The organism is Asaia spathodeae NBRC 105894 (assembly GCF_025994195.1).
In the GTDB taxonomy this organism is placed as follows: Bacteria; Pseudomonadota; Alphaproteobacteria; order Acetobacterales; family Acetobacteraceae; genus Asaia; species Asaia siamensis.
Genome location: NZ_BAPY01000004.1, coordinates 145,118 through 165,908 on the forward strand (window position 1 = coordinate 145,118; position 20,791 = coordinate 165,908).

The window sequence follows — 20,791 nt, forward strand, 5'->3', positions numbered from 1 at the left end:
AAAGGGGGTAGACCCTGTCTGCCCCCTTCTTTCACTTTCGCTCATTTCTGCCTCGCCCGAAGACACCGCAATGAGATGCGGGTTCAGGGCACGTCCGTCTTCTGGAACCCCTGCCCATCTATGAGATGGTGGAGCACAGCCCAGTCTTCGTCGCTGAAGCTCTGCACTTTCAGACGCGCCTTCGGGTTGGCGCGTGTAATGGCCGTATTGTTCCAGTCGGCTCCGCTGATACCGGTCCAGAGTGCGAGTTCGAAGTCTCCGCCGTCAGGGTTGCGCCCCCTGATCACGACATCGCCTGTCGAAGGGGCTGGTGACGAGAGCGGCGCCCAGTGGCTTTTGTGACCCTCAAGCCAGTGATTGAGTTGGCCGGTTTCCTCAGCATTCAGCACGCGGGTCTGCCCGGTCTGCTCGATAGTGAGCGTCACATCGCTGAGCGTCTCGAATTTGAGCGGCCGCAACGACGGGAGCGCGAACGTCCAGATGACCGCGACTGTCGTCAGCACAAGGGCGACAAACCCGATAACGAGAAGTGTTTCCTTCCTCACGCGCCATGCTCCTGAGCGAAGAACCTCTGAACGGCAGCAATGATCCGTGCCACCTCGTCATCGGTCAGTTCGGGATGTAACGGCAGGGCCAGAATACGGGCGCCCAGCCCCTCCGAGACCGGCAGCGTAATCGTCTCGTCATGATGTTCTGCGTAGGCAGGCTGCTCGTGCAGCGGCTTGGGATAATAGACGACGCTCGGCACGCCCTCCTGCCCCAGATGCGCCTGAAGTGCGTTGCGTAGCGCCGCATCGGGAAGCAGGATCGAATAGATTGCCCAAGCGCTCTTTGACCCGGCAACGCGCTGTGGCGTCACAACCAGGCCTGAGAGAGCCGTGTCATAGCGACACGCGATTGCGTCGCGCCGCTCGAGCTCCTCTTCAAAACGGTCCAGCTTGGCAAGAAGGATCGCCGCCTGAAGCGTGTCGAGACGGCCATTCAGACCAATACGCAACACTTCATAGCGCGTGCGACCCTCACCGTGGCTGCGCAACGAGCGATAGAGCGCCGCCCTTTCGGCGTCATCCGTCAGGATAGCCCCGCCATCGCCATAGGCCCCCAGAGGCTTGGAAGGGAAAAACGACAACGTCGTTGCCAAAGCCTCACGCCCCAGCTTGCGACCATCAAGCGACGCGCCGAAAGCCTGGGCGCAATCGGCCATGAGAAGCAGATCCTGTTCGGCAGCAATGCGACGCAGGACCTCCCATGGTGCTGGCTGACCAAAAAGATCGACCCCGATGATCACACGCGGCTCAAGCTCTTCCTGCGCACGGATGGACGCAATGCGCTCCACCAGATTTGCCGGATCGATCTGGAAGGTCGCCGGGTCGACATCCACAAAAACGGGCGTCGCCCCCAGCAGGAGCACGACTTCTGCCGTGGCAGTATAGGTGAAGGCAGGCAGAAACACCGCATCGCCCGGGCCGATCTCTTCGGCCATGAGCACCATCAGCAGGGCGTCGGTGCCAGAAGAAACACTGATCGCATGGCCAGCGCCACTATAGGCACAGAGTCGCGATTCAAGCTCCTCGATCTCGGGGCCCATCACGAATTTGCAATGGGCGAGGACGGTGTCGATCCGCTCGCGCAAGGGGGCGCCCAGCCGGGCCTGTTGTCTTGGCAGATCGAGAAATTGGATGGGGGCTTTTTCGCTCATTGCACCTTGTTTCCATCTTCAGCCACCGAAGGCGACCCTCATTTGGCGCGGGACTATGACACAGACCCGTCGTTTTCCGAAGTCGGCGCGCGATCCCTGCTCCCGGCCTCGCCAGCCTGCAGACGACGCACTTCCCCCAGAGGATTATGCGCGAATTCAGGCACCAGCTCTTTCATGACGATCAGGGCCTGCTCGACCTCATCGCGATGGCTGACGCGCTCCAGTTCCTGAAGCAGTGCGGCCGCGGCGGTCAAATCGATCATGCGGGGAGTGGCCATCTTGAGCCCGGGTGCGTCGGTCGGCACAGGGGCCTCACGCCCGTGGAAAAGCTCTTCGTAGAGTTTCTCGCCGGGGCGCAGGCCGGTGAAGCGGATCGCAACATCCTCATCCGGCTTGAGGCCTGCAAGACGGATCATCTGTTTTGCCAGGCCGAGAATACGAACGGGCTCGCCCATATCGAGCACGAATATACCGCCCTGCTGCAGACGCATGTCTGTCTCGTCCGTCCGGTTGCGCAGGGCCGTACCCCGCACGCTGGCCTGCAAGACAAGCCCGACCGCTTCAGGCACGGTCATGAAATATCGCGTCATATCGGGATGCGTCACTGTCAGCGGGCCGCCCTGCTCAAGCTGGCGTCTGAACAGCGGCACGACCGAGCCAGTCGACCCCAGCACGTTGCCAAAACGCACGGTCACGCAGCGAAAAGCCGAGCCTCTGGCTTCGGCTGCCACGGCCAAGGCCTGACAGTAGATTTCAGCGCAGCGCTTTGACGCTCCCATGATGCTGGACGGGTTGACCGCCTTGTCGCTCGATATGAGCACCATGGCCGAAGCCATGTGACGTATGGCCGCATCGGCGACGATGCGAGTGCCAATCACATTGGTCAGCACACCCTCGCAGGGATTGGCTTCGACAATCGGCACATGCTTCAGCGCGGCCGCATGAAAGACCAGAGCCGGCTTGTGGACGGCAAAAACTTCCTCGATGCGGTCGGCGTCACGTATGTTGGCCACGATGACCTGACGCGGCACCGTCGGATAGCGTTCGGACATTTCTAGATCGATCTGCCAGAGCGCAAACTCACCATGATCGAGCAGCAACAGCTGGCTGGGGCCGAACTGGGCGACCTGACGAACCAGTTCGGAACCGATCGTTCCCCCTGCGCCAGTGACGAGCACCACCTGCCCCTGAATAAGACGCGCCATGCCTTCCCGATCGAGCGGCACTTCGGGACGGTTCAGAAGGTCTTCCAGAGCGATCGGACGCATCTGGATTTCTTCGGCAGGCGTCAGGCTGGTCAGCGAGGGGGCGCGCTGCACCGCAATGCCGTGCGCCTGCCCTGCATCGAGGACAACGGAAAGCTGCGAACCACGCCACTCGGGATCGGTGACGATCACACTATCCGGCAGGGCGTCATCCTGGCCCATGCGTGCAAGAACATCCGAGAGATCATTGGCGACACCCAGAATCGGCACGCCATGCAACCGGCGCCCCTGCTGCCCCGGCGATCTGGTGACCAGACCGAGCACATTGTAATGCCGATCCGAAGCGCGTTCGAGCGCGCGCATGAACAGATCGGCGCTCAGATCAGAACCGGCCAGCAATACCCGGACCTTCTGCCCCTGAGCCTGCTGCCGCATGGTGCCGTAGACTCTGGTCAGCAGACGACCGCCGCCAAGCCCCACGAGCAGAACAAGCGCATAGATCAGAGGAAAAGTGGGAGACGGAAGCGGAAATCCCGTCAGAAAAATCATGAGCGAGAAAAGCGCGGACCCGGCGACAGACGCAGCCGCAATCCCCCTCAGATCGGCCACACCGGAAAAACGCCAGTATTGCTGAGGAATGCGAAATGGCAGCCCGCTCACAAGCAGGGTGATGGACCCACCCATGATGAACCAGAGAGGGTGCAGTAGCCCGTCATGGGGCGCTGCCAGAAACCGCGCCACGGGCGCTGCCAACCCCGAGATCAGGCCATCAGCCAGAACATTGACCGCAATACGCCCGGTCGGTCGGCGGCGTCTCGCAACAGAGTAAGGCACAGGATCTGGGGTATGAGGATGTTGCTTCGCGTTCACACGACACTTATAGCCCGAAAAACTCTTCCCCGGCGATGGCCTCTCACCACGCTTTCATACTGCTCACGAAAAAAAAGCGGATCTGACAATGCTGCCCCTGATCATTTGCTGTCTCAGCGCCGCTGGCGTCAGCATCGCTCTCATCTGCCACATGATCCGGGTCGGGGTGATGGATGTGCCGGGCCATCGCAGTTCGCACACCCGCCCCACCCCGAAAGGCGGGGGCATTGGCATCGTACTCGGGTTTCTTCTTGTGTTCCCCGTCAGTCAGCTCTGGACGCAAGGCGATCTGCCGGGGCTCTCGCTGCTGCTTCCCCTTCTGGCCATTGCGCTTTTGGCTCTTTTCTCCTGGCTGGACGACATCCATTCCTATCGGGCGTCCCTCAAGCTGGGTGTGCAGGCTATCGCCGCGCTTATGGTTCTGGCTGGCATGGCATTCGGCAGCGTCTCCCTCCCGAGCGTTTCGCCGCTACTCCTCGCCTGCCTTGTCGGAACCGGGTTCTGCTGGCTTGTCTATGTCACCAACGCGCTCAATTTCATCGACGGTATCAACGGTCTTGCCTCAGGCAGCATGGCGATCAGCGCGCTCATCATGGCCTGGCTTTTCGACGATGCCGGCCAGATCGGCCTCACCCATGCCGCGCTGCTACTGGGCGTCTGCCTCCTTGCCTTTCTGCCATTCAACTTCCCGAAAGCGCGTATTTTCATGGGTGATGTCGGCAGTCAGGGGGCTGGTCTGGCGCTCTCCTGGTTCGGGCTCGAGGCATCTCTCAGCACACCCTATCCGCTCATCATGCCTTTTTTGCTCTGCGGCATTCTGTTCGATGTCGCCTTCACGCTGGTGCGACGTGCCATTGCGGGAGACCCGCTGGCGCAGGCCCATCGCAGCCATCTTTATCAATTGGCGACACGCGCCGGCATGTCACCTGTCTTGGTGACCCTCATCTACTGGTTCTTCGTCATCTGGGGTGGCATCGTCTGCGTACAGCCCCTGCCCTTTGGCTCGAGACTCGCCCTGCTCCTAGCGCCACAACTGCTCTGGATGGGCGTGATCATTCACCGCGCGCGCAATGCCGCTCTGGGCAAGTGGTGAGCCCGTCTCAACAGGACCTGAAACGCTCCAGCACGCAGATTTCCTCACCCTGATAGAGTGATCGCGCAAAAACGGTAAAGCCATTGAGCGCAGCCAGGCCGAAGGAGGCAGTGTTCTGCGGGTCGATGATACAGACTGATCGCGTAAATCCCGTTTCGCGATCGAGCCACGCGCAGGCGGCAGCCACCGCTTCCTTTCCGTAGCCCTTGCCATGACACCATGAGGCAAGAAGCCAGCCGGCCTCAGGATAGCCATCGAGAGAAGGCTCGATGCCGCGCCTGTTCTCGCCGAAACCGACCGTCCCAACGAAACGACCCGATTCGCGCTCTCGCACAGTCCAGAAACCGAAGCCGAGAACCTCCCAAAATCCGCGATAGCGCATCAGGCGCTCCCAGCTCTCGCTGACCGTGGCGGGAACACGCGTCGTATAGCGCGCGACGAGGGGGTCAGCCCGCATCGAGGCAAACGCATCGAAATCACGGCGCGCCGGAAGCGTCAGAACCAGGCGAGCTGTCTCGATCTCGCGCTTGTCACCCATGGTGCGTTACCTCTGCGGCTGGAATCGATCCGCGCTTGCGAACAGATCAGCAAGGAGTAGCCAAATCGACCCAAAAAAAAACCGCCTCCCTTGCAGGAAGCGGTTCTTCTGTTGCGGGGTCAGGCAGGGCTGCTCACAAGGAGACCCTCACCCAAAGCCACACGGCTATCAGCCAGCGATGCGACGCACATTCATGCGCTCAACCGAGCCGCGCGTGGTCTTGGCGACGGGCTTGGTCGTGCCCGAAGCTTCGCTCATCAGCGAACGCATTTCGCGCAGGAAGGCCGAGCCCTTGAGCGTGCGCTGCACCAGAACCGAACGACGATCCAGCGGATCAACCTTTCGACGGGCCAGATCCAGCTCGCCAAGGCGATCAAGGGCACGCGTGATGGCGGGCTTGGAAACATTGAGTTCCTGAGCAAGGCCGCGAACCGTGTGCGCGCCGTCCTGCAGGTAGCAGGTCAGAAACACACCAAGCTGACGTGCCGAGAGATCAGGGCCATCCTTGCGAACCAGCGAAACGATCGTGTCGCGAAGAAGGTTCAGCATCTGGTCATTCTGTGCCTGGGCCATCAAAAAAACTCCTAAATGCGTCGCGCAGGTGGCGCGGCTGAAATGGTCTTACCCGTCGCCCAAGTAAGCCACCCCGGATAGGCCAGCAGGCTTTTCCGGAGACGCCACGCCTTGGGTGCGTGTCCTATCGGCGCTTGCTCTAGGAATGGGGCGGGTTACGTCCCGATCAGCGTTGCATTCCTACAACATGCGCCAAACGATACGCAGTCATATAGGTTCGTTTTGGTAATCGGTTTAGTATCTTTTTGTTGAAACTCAGGGACTAAGCTCACTGTGACCCTGCCTTTTCATTAATCATTCGTAATGTCGCCTCCACCAAGGCGCGAAGTGCGAGCGTTTCTCCACCCTCCGGACGGCCCGGAATTGAGCTGTCATTCCACGCGTAAGTGTCGATATGTGCCCATTTTACAGTGGGTTCGACGAAGTGCTGCAAAAACAGCGCTGCGGTGATAGCGCCTGCCATGGGCTTGTCGGTGACATTGCCGAGATGGGCATTTTTGCGGCAGAGCCATGCGTCATAGCCATGCCAGAGTGGCAATTGCCACATGGCATCGCCAACCACTGCCCCCGCATTCAACAACAATTGAGCCAGTTGGGGGTCGTTGGAGAACAGCGCAGGCAGATCGGGGCCGAGAGCGACACGCGCCGCACCCGTCAGAGTCGCGGCATCAAGCAGCCAGTCGGGCTGCTGTTCGCAGGCTTCGGTCAGCAGATCACTCAGCACCAGACGTCCCTCGGCATCGGTGTTGCCCACCTCGACAGTCATCCCGGCGCGCGTTGTCAGAATGTCGCCGGGGCGCATGGCATGACCCGAAATGCTGTTTTCGACACAGCCGAGACGCAGCTCCAATCGGATAGGGAGATCCTGCGCCATGATGACATGGGCCAGAGCCAGCATCAGCGCCGCCCCGCCCATATCCTTCTTCATACGCAGCATGCCGCTCGCAGGCTTGATGTCATAGCCGCCCGTGTCGAAACACACGCCCTTGCCCACCAGTGACAGAAGAGGGGCATCATGCGGCGCCCTGCTACCCCGCCATATCGCCTTAACAACCTGGGCAGGCCGGTCGGAGCCTGCGCCAACCGCCGCGAGACAGGGATAGGCGCTGACCAGCGACTCACCCGAGACGATCTCGCAGGCAGCGCCCTGAGCCGAGACCACGTCGGCAGCTTCCTGGGCGAGTTCTTCCGGCCCGAGCAGATTGGCAGGCTGGTTGATCAGGTCGCGCCCCAGCCAGATGGCCTGAGCCATGGGCACTACGGCGCGCGCATCCTCGGTCAGTACGAGACGGGTGGGGAATACGGTTTCACGCCCCAGGGCAAAGCGATAGGCGCCCATGCAGAAACCGAGTGTCGCGTCATGCGCGATCTCGGGACAGAGTGTAAGAGCTTCTGCAGCAATGGCGAGCTTCCAGTCGCCTGCGGGCAGTCCGGTCGCCAGCGCACCGAATCGCGCTGCGTCGCGCCTTGAAGCATCGATAACGAAAACCGCCTGCGCAACGCCCTCGACGCCGGGAACGAGATAGAGCCTGCCGCATTGCGGCTGTCCGACCATCTCGAAAAGAGCGCTGGCATGAACGCCAAGCAGGTCGCTGAAATCCTGATCCGGCAGAACGATATGCACGGCTCTCGCCTTGTCGGCCGTATCCACCAGACAGAACTGTTCAGGATTGCGCATTCATATCGCCCTTTCGCCGTCATTCACGATCCCACAGCGGGATTGTCTGAGCTGTGCCAGTCGCAGGAGCGTCTTGCAATTCCGGCGCTCATGCACAAGCATCGCAGCATGAAGACCCAGCACCATGTCATGCCTCGCAGGGTTCGCGCCGTGCTCGGACCCACCAATACCGGCAAGACCCATTATGCGCTGGAACGCCTTCTGGCCCATGAATCGGGCATTATCGGCTTTCCGCTCCGTCTGCTCGCGCGTGAGAACTACGAGCGCATGGTGCGGCTCAAGGGCGCGCGCCGTGTTGCCCTGATCACAGGTGAGGAAAAGATCGTCCCACCCGATGCCAGATGGTTCTCTTGCACCACCGAGGCCATGCCGCTCACCCGAAAGGTAGAGTTCGTAGCGGTCGATGAAATCCAGCTGAGCAGCGATCCGGACCGTGGGCACGTCTTTACCGACCGGCTTCTCAATGCACGTGGCAATGTCGAGACCCTGTTTCTTGGCGCCGAGACCATCCGCCCGCTGCTGCAACGTCTCGTCCCCGGCATCGAGATCGATACCAGGCCGCGTTTGTCGAGCCTCGTTCATACCGGCCATACCAAGCTCTCGCGCCTGCCTGCGCGTTCGGCCATCGTCGCGTTCTCGGCGGCAGAGGTCTACGCGATAGCCGAGATCATTCGCCGTCGTCGCGGAGGCTGCGCCATCATCATGGGGCAGCTCTCGCCGCGCACGCGTAATGCCCAGGTTGAACTCTACCAGAACAAGGATGTCGATTATCTGGTAGCGACCGATGCCATCGGCATGGGTCTCAACATGGACGTCAATCATGTTGCCCTGGCCTCTCTGACCAAGTTTGACGGTGCCTCTCTGCGTCCGCTGACCGCGCAGGAATGTGCCCAGATCGCAGGGCGTGCCGGTCGCGGCATGAAGGACGGCACATTTGGCACCACGGCCGAGACGCGCCCGATGTCCGAAGCGCTGGTGGATGCCATCGAGGCGCATCGCTTTGACCCGATCGAGCGGATAAGCTGGCGCAATGCAGCTCTCGATCTGGCCTCGCCGGATGCCCTGCTGGCCAGCCTGAACGCTGCCCCGCCACGCCGCGGTCTGGTTGCCGGTCGGCCAGCATCGGATGTGCTCACCCTCGAAAGCCTGTCCGGTGAGCGCGATATACGAGACGCCGCACGCGGCAAAAAGGCGACTTCCCTTCTCTGGGAAGTCTGCCAGATCCCCGATTTCCGCAAACTGGGCGACGACTCCCATGTCAGGCTCTGCCATCGGCTATTCATGCATCTCCTGAACGAAGGCGGCATTCCGGCGCAATGGTTCGAGGCGCATATCGCCGGCTTCTCCCGTCTGGAGGGCGATATCGACACGCTGATGCACCGCCTGACGGGCATTCGTGTCTGTGCGTATGTCGCGGCCCGAACCGAATGGAGCGACCGCGCCCAGCACTGGCAGGAGCGCACGCGCGAGGTTGAAGACCTTCTCTCCGACGCCCTTCACGAGCGCCTGACAGCGCGCTTCGTCGATCGTCGGGCGACCTCTTTGCTTCGCCGCCTCGACAGTGATGGCGCAAGAGATCTGCTTTCGGCTGTCACCAAGGATGGGCAGGTTATTGTCGAAGGCCATGCCGTCGGTACGATAGAGGGCTTCACCCTCAAGCCCGATCGGGAAGAGGGCCTGCCCGAAAAGAAACTCATGTTGCGCGCCGGGCGCAGGGCCTTGCTGCACGAGATCCCCCGACGGGTTCAGGCCCTTGTTGCCTCGCCCGACAGCGATTTCGCACTTGATGACCATAATGGCACGCTCTCATGGCAGGATGTCGTTATTGCGCGTCTTGCGCGGGGTACGACGCTGCTCGATCCTGGCATCCAGATTCTTGGCGGCGAATTTTCAGACACCAGGCAGCGCGATCTGGTTCAGGAACGGCTTCACGGCTTCGTTCGTGCCATGTTGAGAGAAACGCTGGCGCCACTCTATGCCCTCGCCGCAACGCCTCACCCCTCTCCTGCCCTACGCGGCCTTACTCATCGCCTGATGGAGTATGGAGGCGTGGCACCACTTCTCCCAGCCGAGCCCGGCAGTCACGGCCAGCAGATGATCGGCCATCTCCGCCGTCTTGGCATCCATTTCTGCCCGTTCGGAGTGTTCATGCCCTCGTTGCTCAAGCCGGGACCGATGGCCATACGTTCTATGTTGCTAAGCCTCTGGCATCGAACAGCGCGCCCTTACGTCAACGCAAGCCAGATAACACTCCAAGCGCCCTATAACGCGGTTCTGGCGCCTCTGGGCTGGGTCAATGCCGGTGCCCTGTGGCTTCGCCTCGACCGGGTTGAAAAACTGCTCGGCGATCTGCATCGCCTGACCCGCTCTGGCCCTCGCCCCTTGCCTGACGATTTTGCCTCGCGTCATGGACTGGGCAAAAAACAGATCGGGGATATTCTGCTCGCGCTTGGCATACGCTTGCGACAGGCGGCTCCTCTGCCAGCCAATCAATTCGGGCCGGCCGCCCCGCCCATGCTTCTGGGTGCGGCGAGGCGACAGGAAGCACGAAAGAAAAAAGGCAGAGAACCGTCGAAGCCGCAGGGATTTGTGAAGGACAGTCCTTTCGCGGCACTTGCAGCCCTCACGCTCCGGTCGAGACAAACCTGATGGCAGAGCGGGATTATGAACGTCTGGATCTGTGGCTCTGGCATGCGCGCGTCTGCCGTCACAGGCAGGATTGCGCCGCCCTGATCGAAAAAGGGGCGGTGCGCATTAATCGACAGGTCACCCGAAAACCGCATAGCAAGATCAGGACGGGCGATGTACTGGGCCTGCCTGGCCGCCAGCGAGACGAGGTGCGTATCTGGCGCGTCACTGCGCTTGCCTCTCGTCGCGGCTCGGCCACCGAAGCCGCGCTGCTTTACGAGGTCATCACCGAAAATCAGGGCGAGAGCTGAACTTTAGCGGCAGCCCTGTAAACATATGCTTGCCAGAACGGGAAACTTCCGCCTATCTGCGGCATCCCTTTTTGGAAAATCCCTGACGGGGTCACTTGCGCCTCCTGGGATCCTCTCGGGCCGTCAGGCCCCAGCTTACGATCGGAGACACCAATGGCCTATGTGGTCACCGAAAACTGCATACGCTGCAAATACACGGATTGCGTCGAGGTCTGTCCGGTCGATTGCTTCTATGCTGGCGAGAACTTCCTCGTAATCAACCCCGATGAATGCATCGATTGCGGCGTCTGCGAACCGGAATGCCCGGCGGAAGCGATCTTCCCCGATAGTGACGACCGCGCGACGCCCTGGCTCGAAGTTAACAGCAAATACGCCGCCGTCTGGCCGAACATCACGCGCAAGATCGACTCAATGCCTGATGCCGATGAGTGGAAAGACAAGCCGGGCAAGGACGCCATGCTTTCACCAGAACCCCACAAGGACTGATCAGACAGACAGCCGGCCCGATTGGGTTGGCGGGGCATCAACCAATGCCCCGCTCTGATGCGAGCCATAAAAAAAGCCCGGAGGGATATCCCTCCGGGCTTTTTTGTTACCGGCACTGACCGAAATTCCAGACCTCGCCCCTTCCGGGGGCGAAGCCTGAAGACCGGACATGTCAGCGCGACATCATGTTCATGCTAACGTCATGGATGATGAAGATCGTTCCACCGACGATGATCAAAACGCAGATGACGGCAAAGGCAAATGCCGTGTTGTTCCAGGACTGGCTCGAGCTGGCGTTCATGTGCAGGAAGTAGATCAGATGTACGAAGATCTGAACCACTGCTAGACCGGCAATAACCCCGAAGGTCATGCCGGGCGTCATGAGGTGCATCTCGACGATTGCGAAAGCCGCAACCGTCAGGATGGCCGCGATCACGAAGCCGATGATGTACGAGGCGAAGCTGCCGTGAGACTCGCCTTCGTGTTGATGGGTCGATGCTTGGCTCATCAGATCACACTCAACAGATAAACGAAGGTGAACACGCAGATCCAGACGATGTCCAGGAAGTGCCAGAAGAGGCTCAGGCACTGGAGCTTGTCCATATAGCGTGTGCTGAAAACCTGCGAGCTGAAGCTCTGGGCCATGATAACGGCGATCCAGACCAGACCACAGGTCACGTGAAGACCATGTGTCGCCACCAGCGTGAAGAACGCAGACAGGAACGCGGAGCGATCCGGGCCAGCGCCTTCATGAATCAGATGGGCGAATTCCTTGAGTTCGAGAACAAGGAACCCGAGGCCGAGCAGGAAGGTGACTGCCAGCCAAAGAAGCATGGCGCCCTGCTTGCGGGCATAAGCCGAAAGCATGCCGAAGCCGAAGGTGATCGAGCTGAGCAGAAGGAGGGCCGTTTCCAGCCCTACCCCGTTCAGATCAAAAAGCTCCTTGCCCGTCGGGCCGCCAGCAAACTGGGTGCGCATGACGGCAAAGGTGGCGAACAGCGTTCCGAAAAGGAGGCAGTCCGTCATCAGATAGATCCAGAAACCAAACACATTATTCGTGTGGTGGTGTTCGTGATCGTCAATGCCGTGTGCTGTGCCGTGCGGCGTTGCTGAGATATTTGCCATTGTTATTCTGCCGCCTGTGCTGTCAGCGAGCGGACATATTTGGCCTGGTCGCGTTCGATTTCGCTGACCGGGACATAGTAGTCCACATCATTGTTGTAGCTGCGCAGGATGACCGTCGCGAAGACGCCAACAAGGGCGATCGCTGCGAGCCACCAGATATACCAGATCGCTGCGAAACCGAGCACAAAGCTGAAAGCGCCAACAAAGAAGCCTGCAGCCGTGTTCTTCGGCATATGGATCGGGGTCAGCGTCTTGCCTTCATAGCTGCGACGGCCAAGCTGCTTCTCGGTATGGAACGTATCGATACCGTGAATGTCAGGAAGGACGGCGAAGTTATAGGACGGCGGAGGCGAGGACATCGACCATTCGAGCGTGCGTGCATTCCACGGATCACCCGTGAAATCACGGTTCTCCGGCAGGTTGCAGTCACGGATCGACACATAGATCTGCATCAGCTGGCAGACGACACCCAGTGCGATGATTGCTGCGCCAACGCCTGCAATCTGCATCTGAACATGCCAGTCAGCATTGTCGTAATGGTTCATACGGCGGGTCATGCCTTCGAAACCGGCAATATAGAGCGGAACGAATGCAACGAAGAAGCCGACGAACCAGCACCAGAAGGCGCGCTTGCCCCAGGCTTCGTTCATCTTGAAGCCGAGAACCTTCGGCCACCAGAAGCTCAGACCTGCGACGTAACCGAAATACACACCGCCGATGATGACGTTATGGAAATGGGCCACGAGGAACAGCGAGTTATGCAGCACGAAATCGGCTGCCGGCATCGCCATCATGACGCCTGTCATGCCACCGATGGAGAACACAACCATGAAGCCGATGACCCAGTACATGATACCATTGAACTGGATACGGCCCTTATACATGGTGAAGAGCCAGTTGAAGATCTTCACGCCCGTCGGGACGGCGATGATCATCGTGGCAACACCGAAGAAGGCGTTGACGTTCGGGCCTGCGCCCATGGTGAAGAAGTGGTGAGCCCAGACGATGAACGACAGAACGCCGATCGCAAGGGTCGCGTAGACCATCACGCGATAGCCAAAGAGCGGCTTGCGCGAGAATGTCTGGGTAACTTCCGAGAACACGCCGAATGCCGGCAGAACCAGAATGTAAACTTCCGGGTGACCCCACGTCCAGATGAGCGAGAGATACAGCTGAACGCTGCCGCCGCCATCATTGGTGAAGAAGTGCATGCCCAGATAACGGTCGAGAGCGAGCTCGGCCAGGGTAACCGTCAGAACCGGGAAGACTGCCATGATCAGAACGACCGTGACGAGTGCTGTCCAGGTGAAAACGGGGAGCTGCATCCAGCCCATGCCAGGAGCGCGCATCTTCACGATGGTGACGAAGAAGTTCACACCCGTCAGCAGCGTACCGACACCGGCGAGCTGAACCGCCCAGATATAGTAGTCAACGCCGACACCGGGGCTGAACTGCTGCTCGGACAGAGGGGGATAAACCAGCCAGCCGCACTGCGCGAACTCACCGATGAACAGGGAGACGTTGATCAGAACGGCGCTGATCGTGGTCATCCAGAAGCTCAGCGAGTTCAGGAACGGGAAGGCAACGTCGCGTGCGCCGATCTGCAGCGGCACGATGACATTGAGCAGACCCGTCATGAACGCCATGGCCATGAAGAAGATCATGATCGTGCCATGGGCGGAGAAGATCTGGTCGTAATGGTGCGGCGGCAGATAGCCCGGGTTGCCGTTATAGGCAAGGAAGAGCTGGCTGCGCATCATGACTGCGTCGGCAAAGCCGCGGAACAGCATGACCAGGGCGAGCACGATGTACATGATGCCCAGACGCTTGTGGTCGACCGAGGTCAGCCATTCGCGCCAGAGATAGCCCCATTTGCCGAAATAGGTAATCGCGCCGAGGACGGCAAGCGCGACGATAACGACGCCAGTAAACGTGCCGACAAGGATCGGCACATCCAACGGTATCGCAGAGAGGGTTAACTTACCTAGCATGTGTCCCTATTCCTTCATCTGCATGTCGGACATGGCGGACTGCATGTGCATGACCTGACCTGTCGACTTGTCGATGACCGTACCGTTATTGTACTTGGCCACGATGGTGTCGAAGAGGTTAGGCTGAACATGCGCGAAATACTTGACCGGAGCTGCTTCCTGCGGAGCGGCAACCTGCGGGTAGTTGGCTGAATCGAGCGAGTCAGACGCCCCCTTCACCTTGTCGACCCACTGGTTGAAGTCGTCATCCGTCATCGCAAGCGTACGGAACTTCATGTCCGAGAAGCCACGGCCCGTGTAATGCGCTGCTTCACCCAGATAGTCGCCCGGCGCACTGGCCAGAAGATGAAGCTGGGTCTGCATGCCTGCCATCGCGTAAACCTGGGTACCCAGGCGCGGGATGAAGAACGAGGTCATGACAGCGTCAGACGTGATACGGAAATTGATCGGCGTGTTTACCGGCACGGCAAGCTGGTTGACCGTAGCGACACCCTGGTCAGGGTAGATAAACAGCCATTTCCAGTCGAGAGCGACAACTTCGACGTTCAGCGGCTTGCGACCCGCAGCTTCAGCCGAGTGAAGCGGACGGTACGGATCGAGCGTGTAGCTCGTCCAGATCGCGATAGCGCCCAGAATCACGATCACAACGGCAGGAACGCCCCAGACGAAGAACTCGATCTTCGTGGAGTGATCCCAGTTCGGCAGATACTCGGCCGACGTGTTGGACTCACGATATTTCCAGGCAAAAAAGAGCGTCATCACGATCACGGGGATGACGATGCACAGCATCACACCCAGCTCGATCAGGATGACGTTACGGTTCTGGATTCCTACCGGGCCACGCGGATCGAGAAGATCGAGCGTGCAGCCTGAGAGGAAGAGTGCCGGCGCCAGCGGCAGAAGCCGCCGCAACTTCGGCAAAAGTCTATTGTTCATTGTCTGCCCCGCTCGTTGAACCGACCGTCAAGCTCTGTGGCTGCGCTACGCTGCCGCTCAACCCGACCTCGGCTTGGTCGAACATGGCGACAACACCTTCAGGGGATGTCATCCATCTCTCCTATTCCAGTTGAGGGCGCGTATCGCTCCGCAACGTGACACCAGCGTGCGACCCCTGCCGCCCGAAGATGTAACATTACGTTTGCCGGTGCCTTGTGGGCGCCCGACTGCAATCCGCGCCATCGTTGCCTCGCCTTAACTTCAGCAGACAGAGCCTTCGTCAGAAAACCCGCCCGCCTGCACGCTGGGCGTGAATGCCCAGCTCTGTTGTGTTGTTTCCGCCTGATTGGCGCGCAAAGCAAGCACTCATAACAAGTTTTCACAGTCACGTTCACAATTTGAACACATGGAAAACGAACTGTTTTCAATAAGTTAAAGGCAAGAAACGCTTTTTCGCCGCAATTCATTGCGGATTTTTTAGGTTTGGTTCAGATAGAAAAGTCAAGTTAATTAGACTGAAATAGTCTGGATAAACAAAAACGGGATGCGTCTGAGACGCACCCCGTCAAATAAAACCATGTCTGAGACAGCTAGTTATCCGTTGTTATTACTACGGACACCCATGAACTGGAGCAAAAAGGTGAACAGGTTGATAAAGTTGAGATAAAGCGACAGGGCATCATAAACACTGCGCTTGCCCATTTCCTCGGGCCCGACATAGCTCAGATAGTATTGGTAGGTCGAACGGATGCGCTGCGTATCGAAAGCAGTCAGCACCGTGAAAAGACCCACGCCAACGATGCTCACGAGGAACGACATCGCTGCGCTGTGCATGAACATGTTCACTGTCGTGGCGATGATCAGGCCAATCAGCCCCATGAAGCAGAACGAACCGAGCGAGCTCAGGTCACGCTTGGTCGTATAGCCCCAGAGCGACATCGCCGCGAAGGTTGCCGAAGTGATGAAGAAGGTGCTTGCCACCGATGTATGCGTGTAGACGAGCAGAATGTTCGACAGGCTCGCACCCATCACGGCGCAGAAGCCCCAGAACAATCCCTGAGCCGCCTGGCGCGACAGTCGGTTCACACCGAACGACATCACCAGAACGAACACCAGCGGCGCGAAGATGGTCAGCATACCGAGACCCGTGGGGCGGGTGATGATGCCGCCCGACGTGATGACCTGATGATAGAACAGGTTGCTCAGCGAGGTTTCGGCTACGGCATAGGCGACCACGCCGGTGAGGACCAGACCGGCCGTCATCCAGTTATACACGCTGAGCATGTAGGCGCGCAGACCGGCATCGACCGTATCGAAGCTGGCGGTTCCCGCCTGGGGAGAAGAACCGCTAGAACGAGAATTGGGAACGAAAGCCATGACACCCTTTCCTGAAATCTGGCCAGAATGGCCGTTTTCTTTTCTAAATGTGGCGCTTTAGATACAACGGTCAAGTCGAACAGCGCCCCGGACATTCTAAGATACATAGGACGCCCGACTGAAACCGGGACGTTTCACCGCGTTAATCATGCTGGTTATACAACGAGGCCAGCGAGCCGCGCCATAGTTTTGAAAAGACCGACAAACCTGCCAACGCAGCCCAGCCGTTATCCCATCGCACTCAGGATCGCTTCATGCGCCTTTTCGCAGCCCTCGACCTACCCAACGAGCAAAAGCGCCTCCTCTCATCCCTGCGTCGATCGATAGCGGGTGTGGTCTGGTATCCCCCCGAGAGTTATCACCTCACCCTTCGCTTCATGGGGGAGGTCAGAGGGCGGCCGCTACTGGAAGAAATCGATCATGCCCTCGCCGGCATCACAGCAGCCCCCGTGTCGCTGGAACTGAGCGGCGTCGGGGTCTTCACCCAGGCAGGGCGCTCCCGCCTCTGGGCGGGTCTTGTGCCATCCGATGCGCTGACAACCCTGCAGGCAAAGGTTGAAACCGCCCTGAGGCGCGCCGGTCTGGCCGCCGAGAAGAGGCGCTTCCAGCCTCATGTCTCACTCGGCACGTTTCAGGGGGATCCCGATCCGGACATCATTCGTTGGGTCCAGAATCATAATCTGCTTCGCAGCTCGATGATCGAGATCGAACACATAACGCTCTTTCATTCACACAAGACGAATGACGAACCGCACTATGAGGCCTGCGCCGACTATCCCTTGAGCGCCCTGGCTCATACGCCGCTCCGGGCTTCATGAATACAGAAGGCCAGGCCGCCTTGGTTCGTAGCAACAACGAGACACTCGACTCCCTCGTCGCCCGTGTGCGTGCCTGCACGATCTGCGCGCCTGAACTGCCCCTGGGGCCAAAGCCGCTGATTCATGTGTCACGAAAGGCGCGGATACTGATCGCCAGCCAGGCGCCCGGCACAATTGCTCATGAGAGCGGCAAATCCTTCTACGATCCCTCGGGCAGGCGCCTGAGAAGCTGGATGAACCTGTCGGAAGACGATTTCTATGACACCAGTAAAGTGGCAATTCTGCCGATGGGCCTGTGCTATCCCGGTCGCCTGCCCAATGGGGGCGACAAGCCGCCCCGGCCAGAATGCGCGCCAGCCTGGCGAGATGAGGTGCTGTCCCACCTGACATCGCTCAGGCTGATCCTGCTGGTAGGGAGCTATAGCCAGCACTACACGCTCGGTCGCGGGTCTGTAGGCGAACGGGTAAAAGACTTTCGACGCTATCTGCCCCGTTATTTCCCCCTGCCCCACCCCTCTTGGCGAACGGGTGTGTGGGAGAAACGGGCGCCGTGGTTTCAGGGCGAGGTGATCCCTGCCCTGAGAGAAGAGATACAAAAGGCGCTCGCCTGAAACTGACCAGCCCGCGCGGGGATCTGTGTGTCAGGCCAGCAGATGCGCGTGTTTCAGCGCCGACATCACGAAGCCCTCAAGCCCCGCGAACAGGATTTGTATGCCGATACAAAGCAGAATGAGAGCGGCCAGTCGGCTGACGATACGCGCGCCAGTTCTCCCCAGAGAGCTTACGATACGTTCCGCATAGGTATAGAGCAGAACGACAGTCAGAGCGACGGCGCACACTGCCAGAGACAGTGCCAGAATATAGCTTGCAGGCGACGCACCAAGCGTACGACCGGAACTCAGCGCAATCGCGACCGCGATGCTGCCAGGCCCTACAGTGAACGGCATAGCGAGAGGGAAGAAGGCGCGATCACCGAGATCGCTCTCCTGACCCGTATTGTCATGATCGAATACCTGACGCTCCTTGCGCGCCTCATTTTCTTCAGGAGCGAGCAGAAGTGTCCAGGCGCGTGACGCCACGACCAGCCCGCCAGCAACGCGCAGGGCATCGATACTGATGCGGAAGAAGCTCAAAATCCAGCCGCCCAGCCAGACCGAGACCATGAGGATGATGAAGGAATAAAAACCCACCAGCCGCGCCAGCGTGACGACCTCGCGCTTTGGACGCCCCAGGGTCATCTGCGCAAAAATCAACGATGCCCCAAGCGGGTTGACGATAGAGAAAAGGGCCGAATACGCCATGAGCCAGATGGCGGTCACATCACTGAAATTGACCGGCTGCGTCAGCACATGGGGCACATGCATCACCCGGCCCTGTCTGTACGTGCCTTGACCGACAGGAACCCCTTGGCGTTGAGAAGACGCTTCAGACGCTTGTGCTCGCTGCCCAGCACGGCTTTCACCGCCTGCAGATCCTGCGCAAGGCAGCACAGAACGCCTGATTCACCGGGGCCGTTCGGGCACACCGTCATCCCGATATCATGGTAGACGCCAATCAATGCCTGCCCGACCTTGATGAAGACAGGGTGACGCCCCTCCTCCATGGCAAGATCGCGCAATCGCCAGATTGCCGCAATGCAGTCATTCTCTGCCCCGGCCGGATCGCCAACACCGATAATGAACTGCCCCGTCCTGAGAAACGGTATCCCGGCCCGGCCGTTGTCATTGAGTATGAGACCACTCGGACGGCGAGGACCCAATTCTTCGAGCGCATGCGCAAGGCTTTTATAGAGCGTCTCGCTCTCCCGATCCCAGGGCCGTACCAGAACCTGGCTGCGTCGCAGCATCTGAACGACAGCGACAATACCCAGGATGGCAGAAATACCCAATGCCCAACGCACGACAGAGGTATGCGCATCATAGATGAGCGAGCGCCACCAGGCATGGCCCAGATGCTGACGCAGGGCGAAAAGGCCGACGCTTGCGAGACTGACGACCCATAGTGTGACGGGCGCCATCAGGGTCGGGCTGAGGGGCTCGGAGAACAGTCGCGCCTTGCGATAATAACAGGCGCGGAAAGGCGCAATCAGGAACATCACAAGCGCAAGGCTGAGCGATATACCAAGCGGCCCCTGACGCAGAATGACCAGCGGAATGGCAAGACCGAGCAGGGTCAGTGACGCGCGCCATGCCGCAGTGACACGCTGGGCCAGGCCTGCCGCAACCCCCACGAGCATGACACCTGTAAGGCACAGGAGAAACTCTGCCGCTTGCAGCAGAAGATGCGCGAATGGCGTACCCAGAAGCGGAGCGGGCACCGCAACGGCGTAGAAGACGAGAAGAATGCCCGTCCCTGCCACCACCCCAGTGGCGACCGTCACGGAGAAATCGGCTTCCGATTCACGCACGACCTGACTGGGACGCCGCATCAGGGCCACACCCGGGATCGCACCGCGGCGCTTGGCCCAGGCGGCATCGCCACGCAGGAAGAGTTCGTGCACGGCAAACATGATGCCCGCCAGCACCAGCGGAATGATGTAATAGAAAAGCCGGAAAGTCAGAACGACGCCCAGAATCTGGGGGGTGGGCATATAGGGGCCAAGCGCCAGCAGCATCGCCCCATCGAAAACACCCAGACCGCCCGGCACACTGGCCACCAGACCTGCCGTGTAGGATGCGATATAGATCGCGAGAAACGCCGGAAAGCTGATGGTCGCCTGAGGCGGCAGCAACACGAAGGCGATAAGAGCCGTCGCTGCCATATCGGCCGAGCTCACCACAACCTGCGCCAGGGCAACACGGAAGCCCGGCACGTCAAGCGTATAGCGCCAGATCCGCATCTGGCGATAGCGCACCGAGACGACAAGATAGGCCAGAACGGCCATCCAGGCAGCGGCACCACCGCATTGCAACAGCAGATGGGGGAGATGATCGATAAGCGGAATATGGGATGGCTCGAAAAGCAGCACCCCACCGATCAGCGCCATTGCCCCAAGAAGATAGGTGGTCGAGCAGAACGCGATGATCTGGGCAATACCGCCCGGAGAAACATCCCAGTTGCGATAGAGCCTGAAACGGACCGCTGCGCCTGAAATCGCCGAGCATCCAAGATTATGCGACAGCACATAGGAGCAGAAGGCAGCGAAAGCCGTTCTGAGAAAAGACTGCTTCGACCCGATATGATAGCAGGCCAGCCAATCGTAGAATGAAAGAATGAAATAGGACAGAACCGTGCAGCCAACACCCGCCGCGAGTGCCTGGGTAGGAATGGCCGCGAAGGCAGAGCGTATCTCTGACAGCGAGAGCGATTTCAGCTCTTTCTGGATAACAAAGATCGCCGCCACAAGCAGAACGAGGCCGACCAGCGCCGGAAGGCGGCAGGCCAGCCGACGCCATGGGCTGGTCTGCTTCGCCTCGCCTTCTTCACAGCAGGATGTTGTCTGTTCCTGAACGGTCATGAACCC

20 protein-coding genes are annotated in these 20,791 nt (G+C 59.6%); 7 read left to right on the top strand and 13 right to left on the bottom strand.

The features are described from left to right. Positions 1 to 83: 83 nt before the first annotated feature. From AA105894_RS04205 to AA105894_RS04215, 3 genes are read right to left on the bottom strand one after another with little or no spacing between them, the layout of a single operon-like run. Entirely contained in the window at positions 84 to 545 is a 462-nt protein-coding gene (locus tag AA105894_RS04205; protein WP_267310625.1) for a hypothetical protein, read from the bottom strand. Further along, entirely contained in the window at positions 542 to 1,699 is a 1,158-nt protein-coding gene (locus AA105894_RS04210) for a DegT/DnrJ/EryC1/StrS family aminotransferase (RefSeq protein ID WP_267310626.1), read from the bottom strand. The genes AA105894_RS04205 and AA105894_RS04210 overlap by 4 nt, the downstream gene beginning before the upstream one ends. A 53-nt stretch (positions 1,700 to 1,752) precedes the next feature. Then, positions 1,753 to 3,738, bottom strand: coding sequence for a polysaccharide biosynthesis protein (locus tag AA105894_RS04215; RefSeq protein ID WP_267310627.1), 1,986 nt, complete (start codon positions 3,736 to 3,738; stop codon positions 1,753 to 1,755). Positions 3,739 to 3,862: 124 nt separating this feature from the next. Here AA105894_RS04215 and AA105894_RS04220 point away from each other — a divergent pair, with 124 nt between their 5' ends. Then, the gene (locus AA105894_RS04220; RefSeq protein ID WP_267310628.1) at positions 3,863 to 4,867 is read left to right on the top strand and encodes a glycosyltransferase family 4 protein; all 1,005 of its coding nucleotides are present in this window, start codon (positions 3,863 to 3,865) and stop codon (positions 4,865 to 4,867) included. Between the two features lie 7 nt (positions 4,868 to 4,874). Here AA105894_RS04220 and AA105894_RS04225 read toward each other — a convergent pair whose 3' ends face one another. The 3 genes from AA105894_RS04225 to AA105894_RS04235 all read right to left on the bottom strand — a co-directional run bounded on the left by AA105894_RS04225 (position 4,875) and on the right by AA105894_RS04235 (position 7,656). After that, complete coding sequence (locus tag AA105894_RS04225) at positions 4,875 to 5,405, bottom strand: GNAT family N-acetyltransferase (RefSeq protein WP_267310629.1); 531 nt, start codon at positions 5,403 to 5,405, stop codon at positions 4,875 to 4,877. 168 nt (positions 5,406 to 5,573) lie between these two features. Beyond that, on the bottom strand, positions 5,574 to 5,978 hold the full coding sequence (locus AA105894_RS04230) for a MarR family transcriptional regulator (RefSeq protein WP_188425234.1): 405 nt from the start codon (positions 5,976 to 5,978) through the stop codon (positions 5,574 to 5,576). Between the two features lie 268 nt (positions 5,979 to 6,246). Continuing rightward, a complete protein-coding gene (locus AA105894_RS04235) occupies positions 6,247 to 7,656 on the bottom strand; it encodes a leucyl aminopeptidase family protein (protein WP_408868474.1) in 1,410 nt (469 codons plus the stop codon). A gap of 90 nt (positions 7,657 to 7,746) precedes the next feature. On the opposite strand from AA105894_RS04235, the gene AA105894_RS04240 reads away from it, so the two are divergent. The 3 genes from AA105894_RS04240 to fdxA all read left to right on the top strand — a co-directional run bounded on the left by AA105894_RS04240 (position 7,747) and on the right by fdxA (position 11,081). Then, positions 7,747 to 10,305 (top strand): helicase-related protein, encoded by a 2,559-nt coding sequence (locus tag AA105894_RS04240; RefSeq protein ID WP_373316725.1) that lies wholly within the window; start codon positions 7,747 to 7,749, stop codon positions 10,303 to 10,305. Beyond that, positions 10,305 to 10,595, top strand: a complete 291-nt coding sequence (locus AA105894_RS04245; protein ID WP_267310631.1) for an RNA-binding S4 domain-containing protein — start codon at positions 10,305 to 10,307, stop codon at positions 10,593 to 10,595. The genes AA105894_RS04240 and AA105894_RS04245 overlap by 1 nt, the downstream gene beginning before the upstream one ends. A gap of 153 nt (positions 10,596 to 10,748) precedes the next feature. Then, positions 10,749 to 11,081, top strand: a complete 333-nt coding sequence (gene fdxA / locus AA105894_RS04250) for a ferredoxin FdxA (RefSeq protein ID WP_025841814.1) — start codon at positions 10,749 to 10,751, stop codon at positions 11,079 to 11,081. A gap of 172 nt (positions 11,082 to 11,253) precedes the next feature. Here fdxA and cyoD read toward each other — a convergent pair whose 3' ends face one another. The 4 genes from cyoD to cyoA are packed head-to-tail and all read right to left on the bottom strand — an operon-like array spanning position 11,254 to position 15,133. Beyond that, on the bottom strand, positions 11,254 to 11,589 hold the full coding sequence (cyoD, locus tag AA105894_RS04255; RefSeq protein ID WP_188425231.1) for a cytochrome o ubiquinol oxidase subunit IV: 336 nt from the start codon (positions 11,587 to 11,589) through the stop codon (positions 11,254 to 11,256). Further along, positions 11,589 to 12,206: a cytochrome o ubiquinol oxidase subunit III gene (gene cyoC / locus AA105894_RS04260; RefSeq protein ID WP_188425230.1), complete on the bottom strand. Its 618-nt coding sequence runs from the start codon at positions 12,204 to 12,206 to the stop codon at positions 11,589 to 11,591. Before cyoC ends, cyoD begins: the two co-directional genes overlap by 1 nt. A 2-nt stretch (positions 12,207 to 12,208) precedes the next feature. Further along, positions 12,209 to 14,197 carry a cytochrome o ubiquinol oxidase subunit I gene (gene cyoB, locus AA105894_RS04265; protein WP_188425229.1) on the bottom strand — a complete coding sequence of 663 codons (1,989 nt, stop codon included), beginning with the start codon at positions 14,195 to 14,197 and terminating at the stop codon, positions 12,209 to 12,211. 6 nt (positions 14,198 to 14,203) lie between these two features. Beyond that, a complete protein-coding gene (gene cyoA / locus AA105894_RS04270) occupies positions 14,204 to 15,133 on the bottom strand; it encodes a ubiquinol oxidase subunit II (RefSeq protein ID WP_267310632.1) in 930 nt (309 codons plus the stop codon). On the opposite strand from cyoA, the gene AA105894_RS04275 reads away from it, so the two are divergent. Continuing rightward, positions 15,133 to 15,267, top strand: coding sequence for a hypothetical protein (locus tag AA105894_RS04275; RefSeq protein ID WP_264784256.1), 135 nt, complete (start codon positions 15,133 to 15,135; stop codon positions 15,265 to 15,267). The two genes, cyoA and AA105894_RS04275, sit on opposite strands and share 1 nt — an antisense overlap. Positions 15,268 to 15,727: 460 nt before the next feature. On the opposite strand, the gene AA105894_RS04280 is transcribed toward AA105894_RS04275, so the two are convergent. Next, a complete protein-coding gene (locus AA105894_RS04280) occupies positions 15,728 to 16,510 on the bottom strand; it encodes a Bax inhibitor-1/YccA family protein (RefSeq protein WP_267310633.1) in 783 nt (260 codons plus the stop codon). Positions 16,511 to 16,764: 254 nt separating this feature from the next. On the opposite strand from AA105894_RS04280, the gene thpR reads away from it, so the two are divergent. Further along, the gene (gene thpR / locus AA105894_RS04285) at positions 16,765 to 17,328 is read left to right on the top strand and encodes an RNA 2',3'-cyclic phosphodiesterase (RefSeq protein WP_267310634.1); all 564 of its coding nucleotides are present in this window, start codon (positions 16,765 to 16,767) and stop codon (positions 17,326 to 17,328) included. 20 nt (positions 17,329 to 17,348) lie between these two features. Further along, positions 17,349 to 17,939, top strand: a complete 591-nt coding sequence (locus AA105894_RS04290) for a uracil-DNA glycosylase family protein (RefSeq protein ID WP_267310635.1) — start codon at positions 17,349 to 17,351, stop codon at positions 17,937 to 17,939. A gap of 30 nt (positions 17,940 to 17,969) precedes the next feature. Here the strand turns inward: AA105894_RS04290 and AA105894_RS04295 are convergent, their stop codons facing one another. Beyond that, on the bottom strand, positions 17,970 to 18,692 hold the full coding sequence (locus AA105894_RS04295; protein ID WP_267310636.1) for a MarC family protein: 723 nt from the start codon (positions 18,690 to 18,692) through the stop codon (positions 17,970 to 17,972). Continuing rightward, positions 18,692 to 20,785, bottom strand: a complete 2,094-nt coding sequence (locus AA105894_RS04300; RefSeq protein WP_267310637.1) for a lysylphosphatidylglycerol synthase domain-containing protein — start codon at positions 20,783 to 20,785, stop codon at positions 18,692 to 18,694. Before AA105894_RS04300 ends, AA105894_RS04295 begins: the two co-directional genes overlap by 1 nt. Between the last annotated feature and the right edge of the window lie 6 nt (positions 20,786 to 20,791).